We start from the raw sequence: 20,362 nt of genomic DNA, 5'->3' as shown, positions 1-20,362 counted from the left end.
CCGACCCCATGCACCGCTTCTTGCTGAGTTTCCCCCTCTGGCTGGCCGTTTCCGCCGTCGGGCATTCCGTCCGGGCCGAACCGCCCTGGACCGTGCGCGAGCACATCCCGCCGGGCGAGTTCATCGTCCAGGCGCATCGCGGAGCGGGCGAACTGGCGGAAGAGAATACGATCGAGGCGTTCGAACTGGGCTGGTCGCTCGGCTGCATCCCGGAGGCCGACGTCCGCACCACCAAGGACGGCGTCATCGTCCCGTTCCACGACGCGACGTTCGCTCGCGTCGTGCGGGGCGTGGACGCGGAGACGGCGAAGAAGGGGGTCGGGGACGTCACCTTCGAGGAGTTGAGCAAGCTCGACGTCGGCGCCTGGAAAGGGGAACGGTTCTCGGGCCGTCGCGTCGGCCCGCTGCGCGACGTCTTCGCGGCGATGGGTTCCGATCCGGCGCGTCGGCTCTACCTGGACATCAAGCAGGTGGACCTGCCCCAACTCGCGAAGGAAGCGGCCGAGGCCGGCGTCGCGTCTCGCGTCATCCTGGCGTCCACCAACTACCCGCTGATCCGGCGCTGGAAGGCGCTTTCGCCGGAGTCGAAGACGCTGCTCTGGATGGGAGGAAGCGAGGACGCCTTGCTCAGGCGGTTCGAGGAACTTCGCGCGACCGACTTCGCCGACGTCGATCAGCTCCAGATCCACACCAACCTCGCGCGTCCGGTCGCCGAGATTCGCCGGGACTCTCGGGACCCGTTCAAGGAGTCCGACGCGTTCCTGATCGCTCGCGGCGAGGAACTGCGCCGCCACGGCGTCCTCTACCAGACCCTGCCGTGGGGAGGCTCTACCCCCGACGTCTACGCCAAGCTCCTGGACCTCGGCTTCATGTCCTTCGCCACCGACCACCCGAAAGCGACCTGGGAAGCCGTACGCCGGTATTACCAGGTGGACTGACGCGGCGTGCCGCGTTTCAGACGGCCGGCCCTGTGCGTTCGGCCTGGTCGAACCATTCGGCGAGCGGGAGGCGGAAGCCGGGGAGGACCGCACCGCCGTCAAGGACGTCGGCGGCTGTCAGGGTGACGGGGTCGGCGGGGGACTCATAGACTCGGACCTCGCGGGCCTTGGGGTCGACGTACCAGACCAGCCGCACGCCGGCCTGGAAATATTCGTCGAGCTTCCGGGCCATCTCCTTGCGGGTGTTGGACTTGCTCAGGATCTCAACGGCCAAATCGGGGGCCACGGCGGGGATCTCGCCCGGTCGCAGCCCCTTCGGATAACGCCCCCACGAGATGAACGACACGTCGGGGATGCGGACGAGGCCGGGGAGCAGCTTCACCGTGCCGTCGGCACCCAGGACGACGCCGAGGTCGGTATCGCGGAGGAAGGCGATCAGATAGCTCGCCAGGAGGATCGCATAACGAGATTCCTCGAACCCCATGGTCTTCTCCACCAGGACGCCGTCGACGAGTTCGAAGAGTCGGTTTTCGCGATCGTGGGCTTCCACCACGTCGCGCTCGGTGGCGGTGCCGAGGGGTGGGTCCAGGCGAACGCGGAAGGCGGGGACGTCTCCGAGGCGTTCGAGGAGATCGGCCACGGTCTCGGGGGGCGACGTCTCGGTCTTGACGGACATGGACGTTCCTCGTGGGGGGTGGCGGGGCGCTCTCCTGGATTCTGCGCCCAGGTGGACTCGGAAGACAAGGGGCGGCGAGAGGAAGCGCGGGCGGAAAATCGGCGGTCGGGGCGGCATGGGAAGATCGCTCGCGGGGAATGTGAGCGAAAAGGCGACCTGAAAGCGAAAAACCGCCGATAATCCGACCTGTGCCGATGGGATCGACGTAGAATTTCGAGAGTCGGCGCTCCGGTCGGCCTTCGCTGTCGAGGGAAGTCGGGCTCTCGTCGACGCCGGGAAGCTGGCCCGCGATCCGAGCTCGCGGCGAAAACCTGGCGGTCGGCCGTCCCATTAAGTGGATCGTGAAAGCCGAAAGGCCGGCGTGGGGAGACCCACCGTCGCGGTTGACGAAATCCGTAAGTCCGTTGTAAGATGCAGTATTGCAATGACTTGCTGCAACGTATCATTCGCACGGGGACCACGCGGCAATGGAAGTGCTGACCGAGCTTTGGGATAAGACGACCGACGCCCTGTCGGCCCTGTCCGAGGGGGTTTCGGAAGGGCTCGTGCGAGTTTTCGGCAGCTCTAACGAACGGCGCATCCGGCAGATGCGTCCGATCGTGGCCCGGATCAACGAGCTGGAGCCCTCGGTCCAGACGCTGTCGGACGACGCCCTGAAGGCCAAGACGGACGAGTTCCGCCGCCGCCGCGAGGCCGGCGAGACGCTCGACCAGCTGATGCCCGAGGCGTTCGCCGTCTGCCGCGAGGCGGGCCGCCGCTATCTGAACATGCGGCACTTCGACGTCCAGCTCATGGGCGGCATGGTCCTGCACGGCGGCAACATCGCCGAGATGGTCACCGGCGAGGGCAAGACGCTGGTCGCCACCCTGGCCGCGTACCTGAACGCGCTGGACGGCAAGGGCGTCCACGTCATCACGGTCAACGACTACCTCGCCCGCCGCGACGCCGAGTGGATGAGCCCGCTTTATCAGGGCCTGGGGATGTCGGTGGGCGCGATCCAGTCCGAGATGGACTCGACGGAGCGCCAGGAGATCTACGGCCGCGACATCACCTACGGCACCAACAACGAGTTCGGCTTCGACTACCTCCGCGACAACATGAAGCCGACCGCGGAGTTGCAGTGCCAGGGCGAGCTCCACTACGCCGTCATCGACGAGGTGGACAGCATCCTGATCGACGAGGCGCGGACCCCCCTGATCATCTCGGGGCCGGCCTTCGACGACGTGCGGAAGTACGCCGAGGCCGACCGGATCGCCCGGCTCCTGAAGCGGAACGACCATTTCGAGGTCAAGGAGAAGGAACGGACCTGCCACCTGAACGACGCAGGCATCCGCGAGGCCGAGAAGATCGCCGGGCTGGAGAGCTTCTACACCCCGGGCAACATGGAGTGGCCCCACCTGATCGACAACTCGCTGAAGGCGCACCACCTGTACCGTCGCGACCGCGACTACGTGGTCCAGCCCAACGGCGAGGTGGTCATCGTCGACGAGTTCACGGGCCGGCTCATGGTCGGCCGCCAGTGGTCCGACGGCCTCCATCAGGCGGTCGAGGCCAAGGAACGGGTGAAGATCAAGGAGGAGAACCAGACCCTCGCGACGATCACCCTCCAGAACTTCTTCAAGCTGTACAGGAAGCTCTCGGGCATGACCGGCACGGCCATGACCGAGGCCAACGAGTTCTACAAGGTCTACGGCCTCGACGTGGTCGCCATCCCGACCAACCGGGGGCTGAGCCGGGTGAACTACCCGGACGTAATCTTCCGCTACGACCGCGAGAAGAACCAGGCCCTGCTCGACGAGATCAAGGAGGTCCACGCGACCGGCCGGCCGATCCTGGTGGGGACGGTCACGATCGAGAAGTCGGAGGAGCTGTCCGAGTACCTGACGCGGTACGGCATCGCCCATCAGGTGCTCAACGCCAAGCACCACGAGCGCGAGGCCGAGATCGTCGCCCAGGCCGGGCGCCGGGGGGCGGTCACGATCGCCACCAACATGGCCGGCCGCGGCACCGACATCATCCTCGGCGGCAACCCCGAGTTCATGGCCTGGTTCGACCTCAAGCGCGAGGTGAACGAGGACGGCCGGCCGCTCTACGAGACCCGCCTGGACGTCCCGCCCGAGGTCTGGCAGGCGGCCGTGGACAAGTACGAGCGAGAGATGAAGGCCGAGGGCCGCGAGGTCGCCGCCGCCGGGGGCCTGCACATCATCGGCACCGAGCGGCACGAGAGCCGCCGGATCGACAACCAGCTCCGCGGCCGATCGGGCCGCCAGGGCGACCCCGGCTCGTCGCGGTTCTTCCTCGCGCTCGACGACGACCTGATGCGGAAGTTCGCCGGCGAATGGGTGTCGGCCGTCCTGACCCGCCTGGGCATGCAGGAGGGGGAGGCCATCGAGAGCAAGATGGTCAGCCGCCGAATCGAGGGCGCCCAGAAGAAGGTCGAGGAGCGCAACTTCGACATCCGCAAGAACCTCCTCGAATACGACGAGGTCATGGACGAGCAGCGGAAGCGGGTCTACTCGTTCCGCCAGGCGCTGCTGGAAGGGTCGTCCCCCAAGGATCGCATCCTGGAGATGATCGACTCCCAGATCCAGGACGCCGTCGACCGCTTCCTCGCCGACGACTACGGCCAGGCCAGCTTCGCCGAATGGGCCTCCCAGCGCCTGGGGGCGGACATGACCGCCCGCGACTTCCGGGGCGTCGAGTTCGAGGACGCCGGCGAGATCGTCCGCCGCCGCGCCGAACGCCATCTGTACGAGGCGATCCGCGAGGCCCTGGACGAGAACGTCCCGGCCGACGCCGAGCCCGCCGACTGGACGTGGGGCGCCCTGGTCAACTGGGCGAACACCCGCTTCAACCTCTCCCTCAAGGATAAGGACCTCCGCAAGTTCGAACGCCGCGACGGCGACGAATCGGACCTCGACCGGCCGGGCCTGGAGGAGTTCCTGTACGATCAGGCCAAGGCCTCGATCGAGGGCCTCGACCTCGAGCCCGCCAAGGAGTTCCTGGAGCCCGACTGGGGCCGTCGCAGCCTGGCCGGCTGGGCCCAGCACAAGTTCGGCCTCACGGCCGAGCTCGACTCGTGGAAGGGGCTCGACCGGAACCGGATCGCCCGGAGCCTCAAGGAGCAGGCCCGAGAGCTGTACGTCGCCAAGGAGGCGGAGCTTCCCGTCCGGATCGCGACGACCCGCTTCCTGGGCGATCGCTCGCACGCCCAGAACCAGACGCCCCGCTACGACCGCGAAGGGCTCGCCGCCTGGGCTTCGGAGCGGCTGCACTGCGTCGTCGACCCGGCCGAGCTCCAGACGATGCTCCGGCCCGAGATGGAAGCTCATCTCATCGCCCTGGCCCACAAGAAGTACGACGGCGCCCGGCTCTCCGACGAGTTGACGGCCCGGCTCGACGCCGCCTTCCCCCACTCCTCGGCGCGCGACAAGCCGGCCCCGCCCGCGTCCCCGGCGGCCCTCGCCGGGCTGGTCGAATGGGCGCACAAGAACCTCGGCTCCTCGACGACCGCCGAGGAACTCGCCGCCAAGACGGCCGAAGAGGTCCGCAAGGAGCTCACGGCGGCCCTCGACGCCAAGATCCGCCCCGAGATGCGCGAGATGGAGAAGGTCCTCCTGCTCCAGATCCTCGACTCGAGCTGGATGGAACACCTCCGGGCGATGGACCACCTCCGCAGCTCGATCGGCTTGCAGGGATACGCCCAGATCGACCCCAAGGTCGAGTTCAAGCGCGAGGGGATGCGAATCTTCGGCGAGATGTGGAACGGGATCGGCGACCGCGTCACCGACCTGATCTTCCGCGTCGAGCAGTTCGATCCCGAGTTCCTGTCGTACCTCGGCTCGCGCTGGAAGCTCGACCGGGCCCAGGCCATCCATCAGGACGCCGACTCGGCCTCGTCGTCGCTGGCCGCCGTCCCCGACTCCGGCAACGGCGTCCGACGGGCCCAGGACGCCGCCATCCACGCCGGCGAATCGGCGTCCGACAAGAAGAAGGAGCCGGTCCGCAACGTTGGCAAAAAGGTGGGTCGCAACGACCCCTGCCCCTGCGGATCGGGAAAAAAGTTCAAAGCCTGCCACATGCGCCAGACGTCGTCCCCCGACATCTTCTGAGCATTCGTTGCATCCCCGCCGACCCCCCAGCCCCCCGGGACGACCCCCGGAGGGGCCGGGCGTCCGGGGCCGCCCGCGGCCTCGGGGCGTCCCGAGCGACGCCCCTATCCCTTTCGGATCAAGCGTTTGAGTCGACATCCGCTGGCCGTCGTGGGTTTTCCCATGCCGGCGGTGGCAAGCGAGGGCTCGGACGCCGCGACGGTTCGCGAAAGGTCGGTCAGGGGTCTCGAACGGCGGCGGGCACGGCGATTGCTTGATCAATTCGCGTCTCGTCGAGCGGACCACTCGCTCTCTATCGGGAAAGGATTCCCCGGGATGCCGCTGGTTTTGAACCTGATCTATGCCGCGACGTTGATCGTGCTGTCGCCGATCCTCGTATTCCGAATGGTGCGCTCGGGCAAGTATCGCGACGGGCTCTGGGAGAAATTCTCGGGGGATGCGCCCAACCGGATGGGGGGAGGCCCCTGCCTCTGGTTCCACGCCGTGAGCGTCGGCGAGGTCTTGCTGCTGCGCCCCCTGGTCCGCGAGATGGCCCGCCGACGGCCGAACTGGGAGGTCGTGATCTCAACGACCACCCCGACCGGCCTGGCCGTGGCCCGGCGGACCTTCCCCGAGCTGATCACGTTCTACGCCCCCTTCGACTTCAGCTGGGCGACCCGGCGGGCGATGACCCGCGTCCGGCCGACGGTGCTGGCGCTCGTCGAGTTGGAGCTGTGGCCCAACCTGATCAGGTCGGCCAAGCGGTCCGGGGCCAAGGTGGCGGTCATCAACGCCCGCCTGAGCGAGCGGAGCCATCGCGGTTACCGGCGGATCCGCCGCCCGCTCGGCCCCACGCTCCACCGGATCGACGCCGTCGCGGCGCAGGACGAGGACTACGCCCGCCGGTTCGTCGACCTGGGCGTCCCCGTCGACCGCGTGAGCGTCACCGGCTCGGTGAAATTCGACGGCCTGGAGAGCGATCGCAACAATGCCCGCACCCGGGAACTCCGCGCGGAGTTGGGGCTCATGGCCGCGGACCTCGTGTTCGTGGCCGGGAGCACGATGGACGGGGAAGAGGAAGCGGCGCTCGCCGCCTACCGCGGGGCGCGTCGCGACCACCCCCGGCTCCGGCTCGTCCTGGTCCCCCGCCACGCCGAGCGGTTCGAGGCGGTGGCCCGTTGGCTTGAGTCCGAGGGGGAGACGGTGGTGCGCCGCAGTCGCGGCCCCGTGACGCCTTCTCCGGCCGGCAAGCCGGCGCCGATCGTCCTGATCGACACCCTCGGCGAACTCGGGGCGGTCTGGGGCCTGGCCGACGTGGCGTTCGTGGGCGGCAGCCTCCTGCCCGGGCGGGGGGGCCAGAACATGATGGAGCCGGCCGCCTACGGCGCCTCCGTGATGTTCGGCCCGCACACGGCCAACTTCCGCGAGACGGTGGCCCAGCTCCTGGCGCGCGACGCCGCCCGACGGGTGGCCGGCCCCCGCGAGATGGCGATCCTCCTTCGCGAAGATCTCGACGATCCCGAGAAGGCCGCGGCGCGGGGCGAGGCGGGCCGTCGGTTCGTGCTCGCCCAGCACGGCGCCTCGGGGCGGACCCTGTCCGAGCTGGACCGGCTGGTCGAATCCTCCGGCGCGCAAAAATCGGCTTGATCGATTTTTTCGTTTCGCGATAGTCTGCACCTGATATCGTGGACCCGGGACCGAGAACTCGCCGTGGACTCCTCTCCCGGACACGGTCCAGGAACCGCACGGCGGCCCAAGCAAGAATAGGATGGATCTGGAAATGAGCGAGCCTGAGAACCCCACGCAGCAGCAGCAGGTGACCACCGAAGTCGTCGTCGACGATTCGGCCACGGTGCCGTCGTACTCGAACTTCTGCCGCGTGACGGCGACGCCGGAGGAGGTCATCCTCGACTTCGGCCTCAATCCCCAGCCGTTCGCTCAGGGCCGGCAGGACGTCAAGGCGAACCAGCGGCTCGTGATGAACTTCTACACGGCCAAGCGGCTCCTGACCGCGCTGGGTATGACGATCCAGCGGCACGAGGGGACCTTCGGCTCGATCGAGCTCGACGTCCGCCGCCGCGCCCACGTCCCGCAGCAGGCCCAGTCCGGCGGCGCCCCGGCCGGCCCCAAGGGCGTCGTCGAGTAAGTCGACCGACCCCCGATCGAATCCCGGAAATCCAATCGCGGGAGATCGCGAGGAGCCGTCCGCTCCTCGCGATCTCCCGCGTTGCGTTCGGCCCCTCCCCGCCCCCCTCCGGCCGGTCCTCGGCCTCGCCGCCCGCCCCACGGCCCGGAAATAGCGATTTTTCCGCTTGCGAAGCCCCTTTCGCTGATCGACGCCGCCGTCGCCGACCGATTCAGAAGGTGAGAAAAGATCCGAGTGCGCGGGTTGCAACCCGAGTCCGGGTCTTGCCGGATGTTTCGACTCATCGTCAAACGCCAGGTGCGCCGATACTGAGGATTGCCGGGCGTCTCGGCCTCGGTTCAGGACGGACGAGTCCAGCGTTAGGAGATCATGGAATGTCTCAGCCATCCCGACCGCGGGCTCAGGGCCCAGCGAAGCGGCGTCATCGCAACATCAAGCTCGAAGGCCCCACCCCCCTGGAGCAGCGCGCCCTGCTCGCCCCGGTGGTGCCGATCTTTCCGACGCAGGCCGTGTTCACGGCGGCGGAAACGCCGACCAACAATTTCCTGGGGACGGTCGTCGTCAGCTCGAACACCGAGGCCGACACGCTCACCAGCCCCGCGCCGATCACGTCGGTGGCCGAGCTGACCCCGCTGTCGTCGTTCGGCGGCGACATGGTCCGGATCCAGGCCGGGCCGGGCGGGATCTTCGGCAACGGCCTCTACGCCGTCTCCCGCGGCGGCGGCGACGTCGAAGGGGCCGTGGACCGCCCGGGCGTGATCTACCGGATCGACCCGGCGACGGGCAAGGCCAGCGTGTTCTTCGACCTGAACACGGTGATGAGCCAGATCGATCCCAACGCCCTGAACACTGACGGGAGCAACCCGGCGGCGAACTCGCTGGGCGGGGCGACCGGGGATGCGGTCGACGCGACCGGTCTCACCAACTGGTACGACATCGCGTTCGACTCCGAGGGCTACATCGACGGCAAGGCGTCGATGCTGGTCACCACGGCGGACCGCTCCGACCCGGCCAAGAACGCGATCTACCGGATCGGCGCCGACGGCTCGTTCATGGGGGCCTTCGTCACCCTGACCGACGGCCAGGCGGCGACCAAGTTCAACATCAACCCGACGGCCGTCGTCGTGCCGGGACCGGAGTTCCAGAAGTTCCTCCGCGGGGTGATCGCCGGCAGCGGCGTCAGCTCGACGGGCGGGACCATGGCGGCCCTGTTCTTCGACGCCAACCAGTACTCGCCGGGCCAGGTCATCTCGAACGCCGCGAGCCTCCCGAAGGGAGTCTCGGAGACCGGGATGTCGTTCGGGCCGATCGTGGGCATGACCCAGGCGAACATCGACTACTTCTCGCCGGTCTACTCCGCCTTCACCGACTTCGGCACGCCCTCGGGCGGCGGGATCCCGGCGACGCCGGGGTTCAGCGGCGTCCAGGGCTCCAACGGCGACTTCCTGATCGGCGCGACGGTGGTGACCGACGCGACGACCGCCGAGACCCTGGTGGTCGACGAGTCGTCGATCCTGAGCACGCCGTTCCGGCGGTTCCAGGACATCGCCTTCGACCAGTACAGCTACTTCGCCCAATCGATCGGCCTGGAGGCCGCCGACGCCGCCACCACGACCGGGACCACCACCGGCCTAACGATCACCGGCCAGCCGACCTACGCCGGCAACCTGTTCGTCAGCGACCTGGCGTCGGGCCTGTTCGTGCCCGTCACCTCGGTCGAGGAAGGGGACATCCCGGCCGGCGTCATCGTGAACGTGCCGGTGCAGGGGAGCGGCTTCATCGGCATCGAGAAGGCCGACCCGACGCAGCCCTACAACGCCGCGACCAACCCGCTGGTGCCGATCGTCCGCAACGGCAACACGACCGGCGGCAGCAACGTCGGCGGCCGGGTCATCCGGATCACGCCGGGCGGCGTCATCTCGGTGTTCGCCCAGGGTTTCAACACCTCGGGCGCCCAGGACTCGACCAGCTTCATGGATTCGACCCTGAGCATCACCTTCTCCGCCGACGGCACGACCTTCTACGCCTCGGACGGCGACGGCATCTGGCAGTTCAAGACGAGCTCCAGCCTCGCCGGCTCGACCTCCGGCTCGCTGATCGGCCTGAACGACCTCCGCACCCTGGGCGTGCCGTATGACGGCCGCGGCAGTGCGGTGGCGGTCGTCGACACGGGCGTCGACTCCCTCTCCTCCCCCTTCCGGGGACGCGTCGGGGCCGGCAAAAACCTCTACACCGGGGGCAACGGCAACATCGACGTCGCCTCGCTCGACACGAGCACCACGACCACCGGCGGCGGCGGCACCGGAGGCGGCACCGGCGGCGGCACCACCACCACCGGCACCGTCCTCGCCAACAGCTTCGACGGCCACGGCACGCCGGTGGCGGGCGTGGTCGCCCAGTTCGTGCCCCAGGCGACCCTGGACCCGGTGTCGATCTTCTCCCCCTACTTCGGCAACCGGACCATCTCCATCGGCGGGACCACCGGCGGCGGCGGGACCGGGGGCGGCACCGGGGGCGGCACCGGCGGCAACACCGGCGGGACCACCAGCCTGACCGCGGCGGCCAACGCCCTGACGACCACCAACGGCGTCTACAACGGCCTGGCCTACGTCGCCTCGCGGCCCTACGTCAACGACCCGGTGCGGCCGGGCCAGGTGTCCCGCGTCATCGCCTCGACGATGGCCTTCGGCACTACCCAGACCTGGACCAGCGAGGCCCAGGCGTACCGCAACTACCCCCAGATCGTCATCGCCCTGAAGCTCCAGCTCAAGAAGTTCCGCCAGCTCGGGATCGCGCCGATCGCGGCGGCCGGCCAGTTCGGCTCTCCGCTCGGGTTGGGCTCGGGCGGCGGGACCACCGGCGGCGGGACCGGCGGCGGCACCGGCGGCGGCACCACCACCGGCAGCACGAACACCGGCCAGTTCCGGAGCAACGCCGACGATCCCTCGCTGGGCGACACCAATGGCATGTCGCTGCCGGCCATCCTCAACGAGACGATCTCGGTGACGGGCGTCTATCCGTTCCCGTACGCCGGGGACGTCAACACGACGCCGAACAACGTCCCCGTGGGGGCGATCCCCAACCCGCGCGGCCCGATCCTGGTCTTCGGCAACGCCATCTCGATCGGCGGGACGGCCACCGCGGGCGGGACCAACGCCGGCGGCGGCGGGACCGGCGGCGGCGGGACCGACACCAACGTCGCGGGGAACGTCGACATCTTCGCCGGGGCCGACTTCAACATCTGGAACGACCGCATCCCGGGGGCCGTCAACCGCGGCATCGCCACCGACTTCGCCGCCCCGGCGATCGACGTGCCGACGTTCCGCAGGCGGTTCTCCGAGATCCAGGCCGGGAGCACCACCGGCGGGACCACCGCCGACAGCACCGGCGACGCCGCCAACCGCCTGACCTTCACCCAGGTCGGGACCTCGATGTCCACCGGCATCCTGACCGGCGCCTACGCCATGGTGGCCTCGGCCCTGGACTACTGGACCAACATCAACAAGGACCAGGGGATCACCTCGGACGCCTACCTGACCACCCCGGTCGGCGTCCGCACGCTGAACTTCGGCCAGCACGCGATCGGCGACCTCTCGGCCTACAACTCGCCCGACGGGATCAACGGCATCCTCGCCTGGACGGCCGTCCCCGCCTTCGACCTCAACGACGGCGGCAGCCTCGCCACCCCGGCCCTGGTCAGCTCGACCGACAAGCAGAACAAGTTCGTGGGGGCCAACGAGCCGCCGGCCTACGCCCGCGTCTCGGTCAGCAACGCCGTCGCCGCGATCGAAGGCACGATCGCCCTGAACTACCTGATCAGCCACAACATCCTGCCGATCATCGACGCCAACAACGACGGCGTCCTGACGGCCCAGGAGGTCCAGGACTTCACCGACACGGCCGCCACCAAGGGCATGCCCGAGGCCGGCGCCATGGCCCGGTTCCTCGGCGGCACCGCCACCTACGCCCAGCCCGAGGGAGGCATCAACAACCTCCTCTTCAACGAGAATCCGGACCAGCCCGCGGTCCTCCAGCGGCGGTTCAACTTCTTCGACTTCATCGCCAACGGCCAGCTCAAGGGCGGGGTCAGCCTCGAGAGCCTCAAGATGCTCTCGCAGACCCTCCTCCCCAAGCCGGACGACTATGTGGTCGTCGACCGCCAGCGGGCTTCGGTCAACGGCTTCCTCGTCGACCCCACGGCCCAGCGGAACACCACGGCCCTGCAGCACAAGCTGCCGAACTTCATGTGGGTCCCCAAGGCCGCCGTCGCCCGCTATCGCGGCATGTCGCCGGCCCGGTTCAAGATCGACCGCAACGAGGCCCCCGGCACGTCGTTCCCGGTCTACACGCTGTTCCAGAACTCCCCGCAGCACCAGCAAAGGGAGTCCAGGGCCATCTCGACCACCAAGGTGGTCAACGGCCAAAAGGTCAACCTCATCAGCGTCGTCCAGGGCGGGGTGATCTCTCAGAATCAGACCCCGACGCCGATCCCGGCGCCCACCCCGACCCCGACGCCGACCCCGACGCCGACCCCGACCCCGACGACCACGACTCCGGCCGCGACCGGCGACCAGTCGAACCAGATCGTGGCCGCCCTGGTCAACCTGGCGAACCAGAACCAGCAGACCGGCAAGCCGAGCACCACGCTGCCGACGGCCACGCCCCTGGTCGCCGACCAGACGACCGATCCGGCCGCCGCCGCGACGCCCGTGTCGACGGCCGCGGTCTCCACCGAAGTCCCGACGACGCCGACGACCCCCGACCCGTCGGCCGCCGCCAAGACCGCCGCGGCCGAGCTGGCCGCCCAGCAGCAGGCCGCCGCCCAGGCCCAGGCCGCCAAGGCCGCGGCCCAGAAGGCCGCCAAGGCCGAAGCCGGCAAGAAGAGCGCCCTCGAGAAGCTCTGGGACGACATCAAGAACCCGTTCACCTGATCCCGAACGGCTGAATCGTCGTGAAAAACGCGGCCGTCCCCGATCCCTGCCGGATCGGGGACGGCCGTTTTCCGTTGCGACCCGCCCCCGATTCCCGTCTACCGCCGAGACGGCCGAGCCACTCCGGAAGGAAGGCCTCGTGGTCCTCGACCGAGGCCGGATCGACACCCCGTCCCTCCTCGAAGATGTCGACGGAATCGGCCATGCGACCCAGCCTGGGTCACGGCACTCCGCTCCGGGGCCAACGCTCCATCACGCATCCCCGCCGGGTCGGAATCGGCTCCTCATTCCGATGCGGGGGCGATCTCGTCGCCGGCCCGATTGATCCACCTCCCCCAATAGTCGTGCAGGCACCTTGCCCCACCCCGATTGATGACGTCGCGCTCGACGATCTCGCCGTCGCGATTCCGAGAGACCTCGACCTCAAGGCGGAATCGGAGGTGATGCCCCTCGCCCAGGGGGAAGTCCGTCCCCTGATGGTTCAGAAAATGAAAAAACGATCGTATGAACCTGTCAGCCGAGGCCTCCGCCAGGAGGATTGCGACCTCGCGCTCGTCGTCGGCCAACTCCGAAGCCCCGTCGAACGGACGCCGCTGGATGGCCCCCAGCTTCGATCTGGCGACGGAATCCTCCGTCAGCGTCCTCGTCGATTCGTGATTCCTTCGCCGCAGCCACATCAGATAACGACCGAACAGGTCGACGATCGCTTCATGACGGGCCGTCGCGTCATCAGACATCGCGCCGTACCGCACATCGGCGCCGGGGAACAGCGGTGAACTCATGACAGCCTCTTTTGTGATGGCCGACCCCGGGGGTCCGCGAAAGACCGACCGCCCAGGATTCGGGCGGGGGCAACGGTGGGGAACGAGTGGGGATGGTGATGAGATGGGAGGAGGGGCGGGGATTGCCTTGATGGGCCGGGTGAGGGCCCTGACGCCCCGCCGCTTCGACGACGGCCGGCGACCGCGCGGCGGTGGGCGCCGCCACCATGGCGACCGGCTCCGGAACCTTCGGATCTCCGCATCATCGCGGGGCTTCCGCCGATGCGACGTCCGCCCCAGGGTCCGGGACGGTCAGCCCTTTCCTCGTATTGAAAATCGGGAGCCACCGGAAGCGACGCGAAGGCCTGGCCGCCGCAGCCTCCGCCGCCACTCTCCGGGTCGGATCCAGGCTTCGCGTCCACTCCAGGTAGAACTCCTCCTGGACCTGGACGGAGACCGGGTCCACGTCGGGCCCGTCGTCGAAGATGGAGACGAGGTCCTCAACGGCCCCCGGACGCCCCAGAAACATACGATAAGCGCGCATGCCGCCCCAATCCCGAGTCAATCGGGACGGGTACACGTTTCGACTGGCGCCGTAGCAGCGGGGAGCGAGGCCTCGCGGTTCGAGAGCCGACCGGATCGCGGCGAGGGCCGAGAAATACTCGCAATCGGCGACCGCGATTTCCTCTCCGTCGAACCTCAGCACCAGGCGATGGCCCTGGACTTGATCGCCGTCCACGGTCGAGAGCAGGAACTCCCCCGCCAGGACGTCGCCGGACACGAAAACCAACGTCACGGGTAGTCTCGTCGTCATGGACTCCATGATCGCCGCCGTCCTGTACGGATGGAAACGCGCCGGACTTCTCGTCGCATCGAAATGAGAGTAGGAGACCGAGGGCGGTTCGACAAGGGGCGGATCGTCTCCGTCGAGACGGCCCCTGGGTACGACGTCCGGCCTGTCGGGGATCGGTCCGACGACCATCCTGCAGCCCGTACGGGACGTCGCCGCTCCTCGGGCGGTCCGTTCATTCGAAAGCGACGAGGCCCGACGGCGATCGTTGGATCGCGGCCGGGCCTCGGGGGTTTGCGACGGCTTCGGCGCCGGCGTCAGATGGTGAAGTGGAAGGTCTTGGTAAGGAGCCGCCAGAGCCACCAGCCGAAGGTGTGGGTGCCGGCGTCGATCTTGGCGAACCCGCGCTGGCCGGGGTGGAACTCGAGGTTGGGGTTCTCGATGGGGATGACGACCTCGTAGACGGCGGACTGAGGCTTGATCTGGCCGGTCTTGGGGTCGGGGGAGGCGGCGATCTCACCTCCGGCGGTGTTGGAGAGCTCGATGGGGATCTCCTCGCGGTTCCGCTTGGCGATCTGGGCGACGGTGCTCTTGAGGGTGATCTCGGAGCGGCCGTAGACCTTGACCCAGGCCTGGGGCGGGGGCGAGAGGCGGATCAGCTCGATGTCGGACTGGTCGATGATCAGGTGGGCTTCGAGGTGGTGGGGGTCGGCGACCTCGCAGAAGGGCTTGCCGGGCTTGACCCACTGGCCGACCGTCTCGGGGTGGGGGACGCCGATGACCTGGCCGTCGCGGGGGGCGGTGAGGACCAGCTTGCCGAGCTGCTCGTTGATCTTGGCGAGCGTGGGCTCCAGCTCCTCGGCCATCTGCACGCTCTGGCGGGCCTGGGCGCGGCCCTCGTTCTCGGGGCTGCGGCCGTACCAGAGGGCCTTGAACCAGTAGGCGTCGTGCTCGGACTGGCGCTGGATCAGCTCCTTCTGCTTCTCGTGGTTGACGAGCTTGGCGATCACGTCGCCTTCCTTGACCCACTGGCCGTCGAGCACGGCCAGCTCGACGAGCCGGCCCTCGACCTCCGAATAGATCTCGGTGGGCTTGGCCGGCGAGAGGACGAGCGTCCCCTGGATGCGCAGCGGGGTGGGGATCAGCAGGACGCCGGCCACGAGGGCGACGAACGCCGCGGCGAAGGCGGCCGCGCGAGCTTTCTTCACTTTGCGCATCCTCCCGGGGGTGCGTAGGAATTTACCGATCTGGTAGATGGGCATCCCCAACAGCGGGACCAGCGAGCCGAGGGCCAGCATGTAGCTGAGCGCCTGGAGCTTGTACGGCTTGAGGACCTGGGACAGGAAGAACAGGATGCTGAAGGTGACGACCCAGCGGTACAGGTAGCTGGCGATGGCGTAGGTGACGAACAGGCTCCGCCGCGACCGCGGCATGTAGCTCTGGACGGGGATCTCCAGGCCGAGCACCTTCTCCTGGATCAGGTAGGTGAAGAACTGGGTGCTCTTGATCCGCAGATTGGGGATCTCCAGCCAGTCCGACATGACGTAGTAGCCGTCGTACCGCAGCAGCGGGTTGGCGTTGAACAACACGGTGTTGACCGAGCAGATGAACATGACGGCCATCGCGAGGCTGTTGAGGAGCCCCTGCTCGGTGTTGAACCAGACGAAGGTGGCGATGCTGGCGAGGAACAGCTCCACGTAGATGCCGGCGGCCGAGATCCAGATCCGATGCCACTTGTTGGGCAGGAGCCAGCTGTCGGTGACGTCGCAGTAGAGGGCCGGGGTGAGGACGAGGAAGAGCATCCCCATCTCGTGGACCTCGCCGCCGAAGTGCTTGGCGGTGAGGCCGTGGCCGAACTCGTGGATGATCTTCACGACGGCGAGGCTGATCCAGAAGGTGAAGATCGTCCACCAGTTGAAGAAGCTCTGGAACTCGGGGAGCTTGGCGTAGAACTGGCTCCACTGGCTGACCACCAGGGTCACCGCGGCGAGCATCAGGAAGACGCTGCCGGCGACGAACGCGCGGGTGAAGAGCCAGCGGAAATAGGGGTACATCCAGGTCAGGAGCCGCTCGGGGTCGATGACCGGGATCTTGATGAACAGGATGTTGGCGAGGAAGCCCCAGACCTTCTTCCACTTGTTCTTGCGACGGCGGCGGATCAGCGCGGCGGCCTGTTCCGGGCTGTCGATCTGGACGACGCCGGCCTCGTGGAGCTGGGCCACGAACCGGGTGAGGTCCTCGATCGAGATCGTCTGGGGCCGGTACTTGCGTTCGAAGGCCCGCTTGACGTCCTGGAGGTTGTTCTTGCCGTCGAACTGCTGGAGGAGGAAGTATTCCTCGATCTTGAACCGGAAGTACTTGAGGGCCAGCGGGTCCTTGATGACGTAGTGGGTCATCCCCTCATAGAACTGGGGCTGGACCACCAGGTCCCGGCGGAGCTTGACCCTGAGATGTTCGGCGGCCTGTCCGAAGGGCGCCGGGGTGGTGGAGGGTGCTGCGCTCATCGATCGGCGATCCTCGGCAGGGCCGTGCGGGGCGTCTTCGTGGGGGGGTTGCGGGCCCTCCCCGGCCGTCGAGGCCGGGTCGATCGGGCCCGCGTCGCGTCAGGTCAGCGGGCCGGTCGCGACGAGGGCCGGGCGGCGACCTCCTCGTCGTTGAGGTAGATGGTCATGGCCGCCTTGAGGCCGGGACGCAGCTCGAGGTCGGGGTTCTCGAACTCGGCGCGGATGCGGACGGCGCTCTCGGCGATCGCCTGGACCTCGGGGTCGACGAACTTGATGACGCCCCGGAAGGTCTTCCGCTCGATGGACTGGTCGCCGCGGCTGCCGTCGAGGCGGGGCTGAAGCTCGACGACCTGGCCGACCTTGACGCGGTAGGCGTAGTCGAGCGGGACGAACGCCGTGGCCGCGAGCCGGGAGAGGTTGCCCATCTGGACGACGGCCTCGTTGGCCTGGACGCTCTCGCCCGGCTCCTTGTAGCGCTTGATGATCATGCCGGAGAACGGCGCGTAGATCGTGTGCTCGCGGAGCATCTGCTCGGCCAGGGCGAGCTCGGCCATGTTGATCGCGATCTGCTCCTCGGCCTCCTTGACCTGGGCGACGGCGACCTTGAACTCGCCCTCGGACTTGGTCATCTCTTCCTGGGAGACCAGGTCGGCCTTGCGGGCGACGAGGCGGCGGTTGCGGGCGACGGCCGCCTCGGCGACCTCGCTGGCGGCCTTGGCCTTCTCGACGGACCCCCGGCTCTCGGCCGTGAGCTTGCTCTTGGCGACGCTCAGCTCGGCGATCTCCTTGTGGAGCGAGCCGATCTCGGCGCCCGCCTGGGCCGCGTCGCCGAGCCGCAGCTCCATCTTCTCCATGACCCCTTCGCGGAGGGCGGCGACGTCCGACTTCTCGATCCAGGCGATGGTGGCGAGCTGGTCGTGCGAGTCGAGGACCAGGGTGGCGGTCGGCGCCGAGGCCGGGGCCGTGGCGGGCCCGTTCTGGCCGAACGCGGCGACGGAGAGGGTCGCGAGGGCTCCGAGGGCGACGGATGCGGCGGTCTTCAGGGGGGACATGGGTCGGCGGACCTCCACTCGGGATGATCGATGGCGGTGTGGGGGAGGCGGCCCGGCCGACGCGCCGGGCTCGCGGATTCGGGGTTCTCGACGGCCTCGTCTCACTGGAGGAACGGCCAGCGGAAGAGGACCGACTCGTGCCAGACCTGGACGACCTTGCGGAAGAGGACGTAGGCCAGGCGGGCGTCGCCGCAGTCGATCCGGGCGCGGACCTCGGCGCCGGGGCGGAACTCCTGGTTGCGCTGGAGGAACTCGGCGCGGACCGCGTCGCTGAAGCCGACGGTGACCTTGACGGTGTGCCGCTGTTCGGCGCTCTCGGTCTTGGTCTCGGCCTTGGCGGCGATCCGGCGGACGTAGCCCTGGTAGCGGTGCTCGGGCTCGGTCATCACCACGAAGTAGGCCGCCAGGGTGGACCCGGCGGGCTTGGTCCCGGCGGCGACCTCGGCGTCGAGCCGGGCCTGGGCGGCCAGGACCGGGCCCATGTCGTCGTCCGGCACCTCGACCTCGAGCACCCATTCGCCCTCGGTCTCGGCGAGCTGGAGCAGGTCGGTGCCGATGTCGACCGGGCGGCCTAGCAGCGTCTTCTTGACGTCCCAGGTGGTGATGAGGCCGTCGTGCGGGGCGCGGATCGACATCTCGTCGATCTGCTCCTTGGTGATGTCGATCTGCTCCTTGGTGCTCCGGGCGGTGATCTGGGCCTCGGTGAGCTGGGCCTGGAGCTGCAGGCCTTCCTGCCGGTTCCGCTCGCGCTCGTTGGCCGACTCCTCCTGCTGGCGGAGGATCAGGCCCTGGGTGTTGGCCTTGTTGTACTCGGCGGTGAGCTTCTTGAGCTCCTTCTCCAGCTCGCGGCTGTCCAGGCGGGCGATCACGTCCCCCTTCTTGACGCGGTCGCCGTGCTCGACGGGGGCCTCGACGATGATGCCCGGGTTGGGGGCGTAGACGGTGTGCCGCTCTTCGGGGAGGAGCGAGCCTCGGCCCTCGATGCGGAGGTTCCAGGGGACGAAGGTGAGCGCGCCGATCAGGGCGACGATCAGGGCCAGCACGGCCAGGATCTTGGCCAGGGTCCGGCCCCGCAGGAGCCGCCAGGGGGAGCCCATCGCCTTGAGGACGGGCCGGAGGAAGATCCGGTGGTGCTCCTGGGCGTTCCAGAGGGCCGTCGAGGCGTGCCGCGAGACCACCTCGGTCCGGGCGTGCATGTCGGTCGGGGCGATCTCGTCGCCGATCTGCTCGGCGACCAGGCAGCCGTAGGCGACCTTCTCCTTGCGCTCCGGCCCCTCCTCCTTCTCGGGCTTGTAGAGGAGGACGACGGCGACGGCCTTCGAGCCCGACTCGTCGACGTAGAGTTCCAGGGCGTCGCGGATGTCCGGGGCGAACCCCTCGGTGTGGCCGGTGTAGACGAGGTCCTCGCCGGAGCGGAGCACCGCCTTGCAGAGCTTGGTCAGCTCGCGGACCTGGTTCGACCGCTGCTCGACGACCTCCTGGCCGCTGATCGCCTCGACCAGGGTCCGGCCCGAGATCTTCATGGCCACGCTCAGGCGGTCGCAGCCGACCAGTCGCTTGCCGTCGTTGACGACGGCGTAGGTGGTCTCCTTGAAGTCCAGCGTGTGGTGGATCTGGTGGGTGAAGGTCTCCAGCTGATTCCACATCCGCTGCTGCGAGACCATCTGCCGCATCTGGCGGTTCTTCAGATAGTTCGCGGCCAGGTCGGTGAGGTCGCCGACGAACCGCAGCGTGCTCTTCTGCTGGGCGGCCCGGCGGTTCGGGTCCATCAGGATTTCGAGCAGGCCGACCACCTGCTTATCGACGATCAGGGGGGCGAGGATGATCGTCAGGTGGGTCGGGTTGAACGCCTGTGGCATCCCCTCGATCACCGCGCCGGGGGGGATCACCTGGGGCTGCGAGGCCTGGACCATGCAGCCGAGCAGCGCGTCGTGGGAGGCGGTCTTCACCCGCCCGTCCATGAGGCCGGTCTGGGCGAAGTCGAGCTGATACTGGAGCCGGAGCCCGCCCCGACCGTCCAGCAGCCAGAACGCGCCGCCGGACGCGGCGGTCGCCGCCACGGCCCGGTTCAGGAATTCCCCATAGAATTCGCCGGGCTGGACGTCCGACTCGGCCAGATCGGCGATCTCGGCCACCAGCTTGCGGATCTGATTCTTCGTCTGCTCGAGCAGACCGGCGTCGATGGTTTCTTCCGGCATGGTGGTACCAGTTCGTTGAGGACCGGGGTCGTCTCGCACCCCGGCGGGATCCATGTCCACTCGGCGACGGCCGCGCCCCGACCTCCAAAGCTCCCGAACCGGCGCGCGACGCAGCTTGACATGGACAACGGGACGGCGACTCCCGGCACATTCCTGACGTTCCCGTCGAAAATCCGCGCGGGCGTCTCCCGGCGGGTTCCGACTTCAACGATCGGGGAATCAAGACCGTCCTCCGCAGGGTCGATAAAGCCCATGCCGGCTCATGCATTTGGGCC

12 protein-coding genes are annotated in these 20,362 nt (G+C 68.4%); 5 read left to right on the top strand and 7 right to left on the bottom strand.

The genetic code is table 11. The features are described from left to right. Positions 1-8 precede the first annotated feature (8 nt). Positions 9-938: a glycerophosphodiester phosphodiesterase gene (locus VT85_RS14165; RefSeq protein ID WP_068416314.1), complete on the top strand. Its 930-nt coding sequence runs from the start codon at positions 9-11 to the stop codon at positions 936-938. A gap of 16 nt (positions 939-954) precedes the next feature. Here the strand turns inward: VT85_RS14165 and VT85_RS14160 are convergent, their stop codons facing one another. After that, positions 955-1,614, bottom strand: a complete 660-nt coding sequence (locus tag VT85_RS14160; RefSeq protein ID WP_068416311.1) for a Uma2 family endonuclease — start codon at positions 1,612-1,614, stop codon at positions 955-957. A 467-nt stretch (positions 1,615-2,081) separates the two neighbouring features. Here VT85_RS14160 and secA point away from each other — a divergent pair, with 467 nt between their 5' ends. The 4 genes from secA (at position 2,082) to VT85_RS14140 (ending at position 12,782) form a co-directional block, all read left to right on the top strand. Next, positions 2,082-5,726: a preprotein translocase subunit SecA gene (gene secA, locus VT85_RS29870; protein ID WP_068416308.1), complete on the top strand. Its 3,645-nt coding sequence runs from the start codon at positions 2,082-2,084 to the stop codon at positions 5,724-5,726. 315 nt (positions 5,727-6,041) lie between these two features. After that, positions 6,042-7,352, top strand: a complete 1,311-nt coding sequence (locus VT85_RS14150; RefSeq protein ID WP_068416305.1) for a 3-deoxy-D-manno-octulosonic acid transferase — start codon at positions 6,042-6,044, stop codon at positions 7,350-7,352. A gap of 133 nt (positions 7,353-7,485) precedes the next feature. Further along, entirely contained in the window at positions 7,486-7,851 is a 366-nt protein-coding gene (locus tag VT85_RS14145) for a DUF3467 domain-containing protein (RefSeq protein WP_197490703.1), read from the top strand. Between the two features lie 374 nt (positions 7,852-8,225). Next, positions 8,226-12,782, top strand: a complete 4,557-nt coding sequence (locus VT85_RS14140; RefSeq protein WP_068416297.1) for a hypothetical protein — start codon at positions 8,226-8,228, stop codon at positions 12,780-12,782. Here VT85_RS14140 and VT85_RS14135 read toward each other — a convergent pair. The 6 genes from VT85_RS14135 to VT85_RS14110 all read right to left on the bottom strand — a co-directional run bounded on the left by VT85_RS14135 (position 12,775) and on the right by VT85_RS14110 (position 20,087). Continuing rightward, positions 12,775-12,987, bottom strand: a complete 213-nt coding sequence (locus tag VT85_RS14135) for a hypothetical protein (protein WP_068416292.1) — start codon at positions 12,985-12,987, stop codon at positions 12,775-12,777. The two genes, VT85_RS14140 and VT85_RS14135, sit on opposite strands and share 8 nt — an antisense overlap. A gap of 79 nt (positions 12,988-13,066) precedes the next feature. Further along, complete coding sequence (locus VT85_RS14130; RefSeq protein WP_156512873.1) at positions 13,067-13,564, bottom strand: hypothetical protein; 498 nt, start codon at positions 13,562-13,564, stop codon at positions 13,067-13,069. Positions 13,565-13,805: 241 nt separating this feature from the next. After that, complete coding sequence (locus VT85_RS14125) at positions 13,806-14,339, bottom strand: hypothetical protein (protein WP_156512872.1); 534 nt, start codon at positions 14,337-14,339, stop codon at positions 13,806-13,808. A gap of 311 nt (positions 14,340-14,650) precedes the next feature. Next, entirely contained in the window at positions 14,651-16,837 is a 2,187-nt protein-coding gene (locus VT85_RS14120) for an HlyD family efflux transporter periplasmic adaptor subunit (protein ID WP_068416279.1), read from the bottom strand. A 104-nt stretch (positions 16,838-16,941) separates the two neighbouring features. Then, on the bottom strand, positions 16,942-17,889 hold the full coding sequence (locus VT85_RS14115) for an efflux RND transporter periplasmic adaptor subunit (RefSeq protein ID WP_068416276.1): 948 nt from the start codon (positions 17,887-17,889) through the stop codon (positions 16,942-16,944). Between the two features lie 101 nt (positions 17,890-17,990). Then, positions 17,991-20,087 (bottom strand): efflux RND transporter periplasmic adaptor subunit, encoded by a 2,097-nt coding sequence (locus VT85_RS14110; protein ID WP_068416271.1) that lies wholly within the window; start codon positions 20,085-20,087, stop codon positions 17,991-17,993. Positions 20,088-20,362 lie beyond the last annotated feature (275 nt).

It is taken from the genome of Planctomyces sp. SH-PL62, from assembly GCF_001610895.1.
In the GTDB taxonomy this organism is placed as follows: Bacteria; Planctomycetota; Planctomycetia; order Isosphaerales; family Isosphaeraceae; genus Paludisphaera.
Note: the sequence above shows the minus strand (reverse complement) of the source record. Positions and strands in the feature narration are given on the sequence as shown.